9 protein-coding genes and 1 pseudogene are annotated in these 7700 nt (G+C 74.1%); 3 read left to right on the top strand and 7 right to left on the bottom strand.

Annotation, left to right across the window (positions count from 1 at the left end):
• Positions 1 to 120: 120 nt before the first annotated feature.
• A complete protein-coding gene (locus ACFVIM_RS30105) occupies positions 121 to 339 on the bottom strand; it encodes a hypothetical protein (RefSeq protein ID WP_384307925.1) in 219 nt (72 codons plus the stop codon).
• 214 nt (positions 340 to 553) lie between these two features.
• On the opposite strand from ACFVIM_RS30105, the gene ACFVIM_RS30100 reads away from it, so the two are divergent.
• The gene (locus ACFVIM_RS30100) at positions 554 to 817 is read left to right on the top strand and encodes a chaplin (RefSeq protein ID WP_384307922.1); all 264 of its coding nucleotides are present in this window, start codon (positions 554 to 556) and stop codon (positions 815 to 817) included.
• Between the two features lie 106 nt (positions 818 to 923).
• Here the strand turns inward: ACFVIM_RS30100 and ACFVIM_RS30095 are convergent, their stop codons facing one another.
• Both ACFVIM_RS30095 and ACFVIM_RS30090 read right to left on the bottom strand, forming a co-directional pair.
• On the bottom strand, positions 924 to 1799 hold the full coding sequence (locus ACFVIM_RS30095) for a tyrosinase family protein (RefSeq protein ID WP_384307920.1): 876 nt from the start codon (positions 1797 to 1799) through the stop codon (positions 924 to 926).
• A 44-nt stretch (positions 1800 to 1843) separates the two neighbouring features.
• Positions 1844 to 2245 carry a tyrosinase family oxidase copper chaperone gene (locus ACFVIM_RS30090; protein ID WP_384307917.1) on the bottom strand — a complete coding sequence of 134 codons (402 nt, stop codon included), beginning with the start codon at positions 2243 to 2245 and terminating at the stop codon, positions 1844 to 1846.
• Between the two features lie 314 nt (positions 2246 to 2559).
• On the opposite strand from ACFVIM_RS30090, the gene ACFVIM_RS30085 reads away from it, so the two are divergent.
• Positions 2560 to 3861: a cytochrome P450 gene (locus tag ACFVIM_RS30085; protein ID WP_384307914.1), complete on the top strand. Its 1302-nt coding sequence runs from the start codon at positions 2560 to 2562 to the stop codon at positions 3859 to 3861.
• Here ACFVIM_RS30085 and ACFVIM_RS30080 read toward each other — a convergent pair.
• Together ACFVIM_RS30080 and ACFVIM_RS30075 are read right to left on the bottom strand one after the other, a co-directional pair.
• Complete coding sequence (locus tag ACFVIM_RS30080; RefSeq protein WP_384307911.1) at positions 3812 to 4315, bottom strand: DUF5949 family protein; 504 nt, start codon at positions 4313 to 4315, stop codon at positions 3812 to 3814. The genes ACFVIM_RS30085 and ACFVIM_RS30080 overlap by 50 nt on opposite strands.
• 44 nt (positions 4316 to 4359) lie before the next feature.
• On the bottom strand, positions 4360 to 4899 hold the full coding sequence (locus tag ACFVIM_RS30075) for a DUF4352 domain-containing protein (RefSeq protein ID WP_384307908.1): 540 nt from the start codon (positions 4897 to 4899) through the stop codon (positions 4360 to 4362).
• 574 nt (positions 4900 to 5473) lie between these two features.
• Between ACFVIM_RS30075 and ACFVIM_RS30070 the strand changes: the two genes are divergently transcribed.
• Complete coding sequence (locus ACFVIM_RS30070; RefSeq protein ID WP_384307905.1) at positions 5474 to 5674, top strand: hypothetical protein; 201 nt, start codon at positions 5474 to 5476, stop codon at positions 5672 to 5674.
• 33 nt (positions 5675 to 5707) lie between these two features.
• Here ACFVIM_RS30070 and ACFVIM_RS30065 read toward each other — a convergent pair whose 3' ends face one another.
• Together ACFVIM_RS30065 and ACFVIM_RS30060 are read right to left on the bottom strand one after the other, a co-directional pair.
• Positions 5708 to 6949 (bottom strand): NAD(P)-binding domain-containing protein, encoded by a 1242-nt coding sequence (locus tag ACFVIM_RS30065; protein ID WP_384307928.1) that lies wholly within the window; start codon positions 6947 to 6949, stop codon positions 5708 to 5710.
• A gap of 11 nt (positions 6950 to 6960) precedes the next feature.
• Positions 6961 to 7700: pseudogene (locus ACFVIM_RS30060) on the bottom strand (ATP-grasp domain-containing protein); the annotation flags it as partial.

The raw sequence follows: 7700 nt of genomic DNA, 5'->3' as shown, positions 1-7700 counted from the left end.
CCCGTCAGCCGGGGCGCCGTGCGGGGCGCGGGTGTTCTCTTTCCGTACGGCTGTTCCGCCGTACGGAGCGGATCACCCGGACGGAAGCGGCGGGCGCGGTCCTCGCGGGCCCGGCCCCCGCTACATCTTCGGCAGCAGCTGACCCGCCAGATCCTGCACCGGCGCGAGCACCCCGCCCGGCGGCGGCTTGAGGAGGTTGCGGTCGATCTCCCCGGTCCCGGCCTTCGGCGCGGAGCCCTGGGGAGCGGTGGCGGAGGCGGCCTGGGCGGCGGTGGCGCCGGTGAGGGCCATCGCACAGGCGACGGCCGCGACGGCGGCGGCGTGAGTCAGTCGAGTCATGCGCTGCCCAACGCGGTGGGCCCGCCCGGGTCACGGCCCGCCCCCGCGGGAGGCCCTCCGGAACCGCCGCTCCGCCCCGCGCGGAACACCGTCCGCTTACATCATGGGCGGTCACTTTGGTGCTTATCCGTTACCGCCCTGGGATTGCGGCGTTGAAGCAGCGTGAAGGCCGCGACTCTGTGGCCGACGAGTGCCGATTCTGCAAGGAGAACTGATGTCGCGTATCGCGAAGGCCGCCGCTGTCGTCGCCAGCTCGGGTGCCCTGCTGGCGGGTGGCGCGGGGCTGGCCGTTGCCGACGCCGGAGCGCACGGCGCCGCTGTCGGCTCCCCCGGTGTCATCTCGGGCAATGCGATCCAGGTGCCGGTCAACATCCCGGTCCAGGTCTGCGGGAACACGATCAACATCATCGCGCTGCTGAACCCGGCCTTCGGCAACACCTGCGCGGTGGTGTCCGGCGGCGGGGCGTACGGCCACTGATCCGTTCCACCCCCGAGCACCGCGGCCTCCCCCCTTCCGGGACGAAGGGGCGAGGCCGCGGTTCTTTTATGCGCTCCGGCCTTCCGCGCGCTCCGAAATCCGCCGTTCAGGCGTACCGGTAGAGACCCCGGTGGTCCATCAGCTCCGAAGGGCGGGCGCCCCACGGGGGCATCGGCTCGTCGAAGGCGAAGACCCGGCCGTGCTGGGGGTCGGACCGGGGCAGGGGCTCGCGGGGAAGGTAGCCCGCCTTCGGATGGGCCCGCTGCCAGCGGTTCCAGAGCAGGTCGATAAAGGAGTGGTGGAGCCAGAAGACGGGGTCGTTGGGCGAGGTGACCCCGACCATGGAGCCGCCGATCCAGCGGTGCACCCGGTTGTGGTTGCGCCAGCGTTGCGGCCCTCCGGCGGACCAGCCCTCGATGTGGTTGCGGAAGCCGGTGCGGGAGGTGGAGTTCCAGGGCGCCGTGTCGTACACCGGCTCCTGGAGCGCCCGGTCGACGTCCTCCTTGGTCGGCAGTCCGAACCGGCCGAAGCTGCGGGTCAGATAGCGACCGTCGATGATGCCCGAGGTGATCCGCCAGTTCCCGTGGCGGTGGGCAAACGGCCCGTCCATCACCTGGCGGTCCCCCAGCCGCCCGTCGCCGCCGAGGAAGTCATCGCCCCAGAGCGCGGCGGCGGGGGTGTTGTCGGTGGTCCAGTCCCAGTAGGGGACGGTGACGGCGGGGTCGATCCGCTGGAGCGACCGTTCGAACTCGATCAGATAGACGCGGTGCCAGGGGAAGAAGGACGGCGTCATATGGGCGGGCCGGGGCCGGTACTCGGCGTCGGTGACGGAGAACTCGGCGTGCATCCGCACGAACTCGTCGTACTCGCCCCTGCGCTTCAGCTCCAGTACCGCCTCCACGAACCGCCGCCGCTCGGCGCGGGTCAGATGGCGCTGGTTCTTGCGGACGGGGACCGGCGGGGCCGCCCTCCGGGTGCGCATGATGTCGGCTCCTCTGCCATGAGGTGGGTGGTCGGTGGATGAGGTCAGTGGTGGCCGTGCGGGGCGTCCCACGCCAGCTGCGCGGTGCCGAGGTCGTCGACCGCCGCGCGGGCCACCTCCCGCAGGGTGGGGAACGACTCGTAGTGGTTGACGTGGCTGAGGTAGCCGCCGTCGGCGCGGCGCATCACCCGCAGCGGGCGGCCGTCGATACGGACCTCCACGCTGGGGGCGGCGGGGTGTTGGCCGTCGCGGCCGGTGGTCATCAGGAGGGTGGCGCTGCCCTGGATCCGGCGGCCCCGGTAGACCTCGGAGAACCGCTCCAGCTCGCGGCCGCGCGGCGCGGCGGGGTCGCGCTCGCGGGTGGTGAGGGGCACGAGCACTCCGGCCGCGCCCGCCACCGCGCCACAGACGACGAGCGCGCGCCGGGTGGGGATCTGACGGGTCATGGGCGACTCCTTCCGGGGGAGGGTGCCGGCCGGGACCGCTCTCCGGTCCGGGGCGGTGTGCTCACCGGTACGGGGGCGGGGCCGGGCGGGCGGGACGGTGGACCGCGCCCGCGCCGGCCGGGCCGACGATCCGATCAACGAGAGGACGCCCCCGGGGTTGCCCCCAGGAGCCCTCACCCTCCACAAGATCGCACAAATAGGGTGAATCACCATCACATCGGGCCGTGTTGCCCGGAGAGCGCTCCCGGAGTGGGCGAGCATGGCCATCCCGCCCCCTGGAGGCACCGTGCCCGCCCCGACCCCCTGGGCCCGCCATGGCTGACCCGGCGCACCCCGGCGCCATCGATCTCGCCGACCCCGCCTTCTGGTCCCTCCCCCGGGACCGGCGGCTGGCCGCCTTCGCGGCGCTGCGGCGCCGGGAGACCCCCGTACGGTTCGGCACCGCGCCCGGCTTCCACGCCCTCGTACGCCACGCCGACGTCCGGGCCGCCAGCCGCGACCCCGCGCACTTCGCCAGCGCGCCCGGGGTGACCGTCCCCGAACCGGCGGCGTGGGCGAAGGCGGTCTTCGGCAACTCGATGGTCAACCTCGACGGCGCCGACCACGCCGCCCTGCGCGGGGTGGTCCAGCGGGCCTTCACCCCCCGGCTGCTGGCGGTGCTGGAGGAACGGGTGCGGGAGATCGCGGCGCGCGCGGTCGCGGAGGCCGCGCGCGAGGGGCCCCGGGACTTCGTGGCGCAGATCGCCTCCCGGGTGCCGTTCGAGGTGATCTGCGAACTGATGGGGGTCCCGGAGCGGGCCCGCGCGGAGATCGCCCGGAGCATCGACGAGGCGTCCCAGAACGTCGGGGTGCGCCGCTCCCGGCTGCGGATCCCGGGGCGGGGGCTCTACGGCCTGGCCCGGCTGCACGGGATGATGGCCGCCGTGGCCCGTGAGCGCCGCCGCCGGCCCACAGGCGATCTGGTCTCGGCGCTGGTCGGGGCCGATGTCGACGGGCAGACGCTCTCGGCCCGCCAGCTGGGCGCCTTCTTCTCGCTGCTGCTGGTCGCCGGGGTGGAGACCACCCGCAACGCCCTGGCCCACGGTCTGGTGCTGCTGAGCGCCCATCCGGACCAGCGGGATCTGCTCGCCGCCGATATCGACCGGTACGCGGACGGCGCGGTGGACGAGATCGTGCGCCACTCGACGCCGATCATCCAGTTCCGCCGCACGGTGGTGGCCGAACGCGAACTCGGCGGACGGCTCTTCCGGCCGGGCGAGAAGGTGCTGCTGCTCTACGCCTCCGCCAACCGCGACGAGGCGGTCTTCGAACGCCCCGACGCCTTCGACATCACCCGCTCCCCCAATCCCCATGTGGGGTACGGAGGGGGTGGCCCCCACTACTGCCTCGGCGCCCATCTCGCCCGCCTGGAGATGACGGCGCTCTTCCGTGAGCTGCTGGACCGCCCGGACCCGGCCCGGTCGGTGGGGGCGCCACGGCTGGTGGACTCCAGCTTCGACAACCGGGTCAGATCGCTGCCCTTCGCCTTCGGTACAAGTACCGGTTCCGGCTGCCGCCCCGGTGGCGTCAGCGGCGGAGCTGGCTCACCGGCAGCAGGACGTGCCCGCAGGTCATGAGGTTCTCGTCGCCGCCGAGGAAGTCCTGGAGCAGCTCCTCGGTGACCTCGCGGCCGGGTGCCGCCTCGGGCCAGGGCCGGGTGGCGATGATCAGATGGGCGTGGCCGCGCAGTTCGGCGGCGGCCAGCCACTCCGGCGGCACCGGGCACTGGGCGCTGAGGTAGGGCAGGGTGAGGACCGCGTGACCGCCCTCGACCAGCAGGCGGACGCCCGCGGCGGGCGGGGAGTGGGTGGCGTCGGTCATCGCGGGACCGACGGAGAGCCCCAGTTCCTCGATCATCGCGACCATCGCGGCACTGGCGGCGGCGGGCCCGGCCTGTCCGTCGCCGAGCGTATAGACCAGCAGATACGGCGTGTTGTGCCCGGCCTGGGGGTCACCGGTCCAGCCGAGGACGGTGAGGGTGCCGAAGTGGGGGCGGTGGACCGGGCTCTGGGTGGGGTTCGCAGTGGTCATGGCTCGGCACCCTAGGGCCTGCCGGTGCGCGTCACCGCGTCCGTTCACCTGGATGGCGGATGCTGGAGCCGCCATCCGGCAGTCGCCTCGCCGACGGTGCCGAGGACCCGTACGATGCGCGCCTTCTCCGGTACGGCGAAGACCAGCCAGCCGGTCTTCTGCTCGCCCGCCGCGAGGCTCCCCCAGGCCAGCGGGGAGCCGGTGGTGAGGGTTCCGGTGCGGACCGGACGGTAGCGGGTGCCGGTGCCGTCGAAGGCGTGGAGAGCGCCCCCGGCCAGGTCATAGGCCCGGCCCCCGACATTGACCAGTTCGACCTCGGCCCCGACCCAGCGGGTGCCGTCCTCCGGTTCCGCGCCGGTGCGTACGGGCACGGCCGGGTCGACCCAGCCCTTGACCCGCATCCGCAGCCGCTCCCCCCGGGCGGATCCCCGCAGGTCCACGCTGTCACCGAACCAGGCGCCCGTGGCCGTGCGCCGCCCCTTCGGGTCGGAGACCGCCGGGTCGGGGTTGTCGGCGGCGGCCCGGCAGCCCGTGCCGCCGAACGCCAGCGCCGCCAGCAGCAGCGCGGAGGCCAGGTGTCGCATCTGTCCCCTTATGAGGCGAACTTTTTTCCGTATCATCGCGGCTCTCCTCCGCCACCGCCCGCCGACGGGCCGGTGTCGCGGGACGGAGTCGCCCGGAGGGCCGAGAGCCACCAAGGAACTCCAAGGAACACTGAGGAACACCGAGAGACACCGAGAAACACTGAGAAACACCGATGGGGGAGACGCGCTGGGGGCGCGTGCCGGGGGATACGCGCCGGGGGCGCACCTCAGGTGGTGGTAGCGGCGGGAAGGACGGTCAACGGCGGGGGTGCCGTACAGCCCTCCGCAGGAACGCTTCGTCGTCGGCGGTGGGGCCGCCGGGGCACGTGACCTCACCGGCGGGGTGGGCGTTGGCCGACATATGGGAAGGACATCCGCGGCAGCGCCCTGGGAGCGCGTGCCGACGCCCTCAGCCCCGCATCCGAGCCCCCGTCCGTATCCGTATCCGCCCGCGCATCCGTATCCGCCCGCGCCTTCGCCCCCACCGCCCTCTCCACCCGCCGGTCCGCCGCCGCGTCCGCACCCATCCGCGCACGGTCAGCCACGGCACGAGCCACGGCCGCCGACGGGGCTGATGGGTTCCCTGGGTTCCCTGGGACACGAAGGCGGCCGTGGTGACGACGTACCGATCTATGAGCGGCTCACCCAGGAGTGGGCGGGCGCCGGGCGGACCCTGCCCGGCGTGCCCGACGGGGAGTGGAGCAGGCTGACCCAGTTCCCGCCCCCGCTGCTCGCCAACCCCTCCTTCGTACCCCATCGCCCGCCGCCGCCCTGACCGGCCGAGTGGGGGTCGGAAGGACCGAGACGGTCAGGAGGGAGACAGGGCCCGGTCGGGCACGGCGGCGGGGACGGGACGGGCGCCGAGCCTGCGCCGCACCCCGCCGACCAGACGGCGCGCGGTGAAGTCCGCCCCGTACACGAAACGCATCGACGGGCCGAATGTCGGCGCCGTCAGCAGCCCCGCGAGGAACAGCCCCGGGCTGGACGACTCGAACCGGGCGCTCAGCGCGGGCGCTCCCCCGCCTCCCATGGTCGTGAGGGAGCCGCGCAGCACCGGGTCGAGCAGCTCCAGCCGCCCGAGGTCACAGCTGAAGCCGGTGGCCGCGATGACATGGTCGGCCACCACCTCGCGGGGGGTGCCGTCGGGCGCCGTCAGCGGCAGCCGGACCCGGCGCCCGTCGAGCCGGGCCGGGCCCAGGGTGTGGCCGAGCAGCGCCGGGACCGCCGGGAGACAGCGGTCCCGCAGCCACCAGGCGCCCGCGGGCCCCAGCGCGGTGCGGGCGATCCGCTCCCGGGTCGCGGTCGGCAGCATCCGTACCGCCCAGGGAAGTTCGGAGTAGATCCAGCTGGACCAGCCGGTGCCCAGTCCGCTGTGCGGGGAGCGCAGGGCACGCGCCCGGGGGCGCGCCAGGGGCTCGGGGAGGGTGTTCCAGGTCAGGCTGTGGGCGCGGGCCACCAGGCGGGGCCGGGCACCGTGTTCGGCCAGCAGCGCCGCCGTCTCCAGCGCCGCCTGTCCCGCGCCGACCACCACGACGTCCTGGCCGCGGAAGGGCGCGAGGTCGCGGTGGGCGCTGGAGTGGGAGAGATACGGCGCGGGCAGCCCGGCCAGCTCCGCCGGGATCCGGATGAACGGCATCACCCCGACGGCGAGCGCTACGGTCCGGGCCCGCAGCCGCTGCCCGTCCTCGGTCTCCAGGTGGTAGCAGTCCACCCCCGGGTGGAGCCGGACCACCATCCGCTCGTCGATCTCCGGCACCGCGCGTTCGGCGAACCACATCCCGTAGTCGGTGAAGGTGGAGATCGCCAGCGGCTGGCCGTGGGCGGGGGTGAAGCCGCGTTCGGCGCCGTAGTGGTCGAGGGTGTGAGTGCCGCCGGGGGTGGAGAGATGGGAGGCCCAGGGCTCGGACTTGAGGAACATGCCCGCGGGCATGTTCTCGCGCCAGGAGGCCATCGGGCGGCCGAAGATCCGCACCGGGATCCCGGTGGCGGCGGCGTGGGCCGCGAGGGAGAGCCCGTAGGGTCCGGCACCGATCACGATCAGGTCGTCCATGGTGGTGTCCTTCATCGGGGGAGGCGGAGAGAGCTGAGGAGACGCCGCAGGAGGGGGCTGGGGGTGGAGTCGGTACGGCGGGGGGTGCGGGCGGCCGTACGCCGCAGGGCGGAGCGCGCGCCCTTCGCCAGGCCCCGGCCGAGCCAGGCGCGGGTCATGGCGAGAAACGGCCAGGGGTCGTCGCCCGCGAACCAGGCGGTCTCCACCCCCTGTCCGGCGGCGGCCGTCCGCCGGGGCCCGGCCGGGGCGCCCCGCCGGGGCACGGCGGAGGCCAGCGACGACAGCACGGCGTAGTTCTCGGCCACGAAGACCCGGCCGGGGCGGCCGGGCTGCCGGGGCACGGGCTGTCCGGTGAGATCGAGGTAGAGCGCGCGGACGACGTCGAGACCGCCCGCCGAGGTGAAGAGCCGGAACTGGGCACCGGGCCGGGGGTTGACGTCGAGCAGCTGGTAGAGCCCGGTGCCCGGCTCGCGCCGGAAGTCGAGGTCGAGGATGCCGTGGTAGCCGACCTGGGCGGCGAGCCGGAGCGCGGCGGCCTCGATCCGGGGGTTGGGCTGCCAGCGCCCCTTGGCGGTGAGTCCGGTCCGGACCGGCCAGGACAGTTCCTTGCGACCGCTGCCGCCGAGGAGACAGGAGCGGGGACCGGCGAAGTAGCCGTGGAAGAACCAGTCGCCGTCGGGGGTGTCGGGGAGGTAGCGCTGGAGCAGCAGTCGGCCGCCCGCGCCCTCGCCGTGGGTGAACAGGGCGCGGG

It is taken from the genome of Streptomyces sp. NPDC057638, assembly GCF_042800315.1.
Lineage (GTDB): Bacteria > Actinomycetota > Actinomycetes > Streptomycetales > Streptomycetaceae > Streptomyces.
Note: the sequence above shows the minus strand (reverse complement) of the source record. Positions and strands in the feature narration are given on the sequence as shown.

Coding starts and splice junctions, on each gene's coding strand:
- ACFVIM_RS30105 (WP_384307925.1), bottom strand. CDS start 339: ATGACTCGACTGACTCACGCCGCCGCCGTCGCGGCCGTCGCCTGTGCG.
- ACFVIM_RS30100 (WP_384307922.1), top strand. CDS start 554: ATGTCGCGTATCGCGAAGGCCGCCGCTGTCGTCGCCAGCTCGGGTGCC.
- ACFVIM_RS30095 (WP_384307920.1), bottom strand. CDS start 1,799: ATGCGCACCCGGAGGGCGGCCCCGCCGGTCCCCGTCCGCAAGAACCAG.
- ACFVIM_RS30090 (WP_384307917.1), bottom strand. CDS start 2,245: ATGACCCGTCAGATCCCCACCCGGCGCGCGCTCGTCGTCTGTGGCGCG.
- ACFVIM_RS30085 (WP_384307914.1), top strand. CDS start 2,560: ATGGCTGACCCGGCGCACCCCGGCGCCATCGATCTCGCCGACCCCGCC.
- ACFVIM_RS30080 (WP_384307911.1), bottom strand. CDS start 4,315: ATGACCACTGCGAACCCCACCCAGAGCCCGGTCCACCGCCCCCACTTC.
- ACFVIM_RS30075 (WP_384307908.1), bottom strand. CDS start 4,899: ATGCGACACCTGGCCTCCGCGCTGCTGCTGGCGGCGCTGGCGTTCGGC.
- ACFVIM_RS30070 (WP_384307905.1), top strand. CDS start 5,474: ATGGGTTCCCTGGGTTCCCTGGGACACGAAGGCGGCCGTGGTGACGAC.
- ACFVIM_RS30065 (WP_384307928.1), bottom strand. CDS start 6,949: ATGGACGACCTGATCGTGATCGGTGCCGGACCCTACGGGCTCTCCCTC.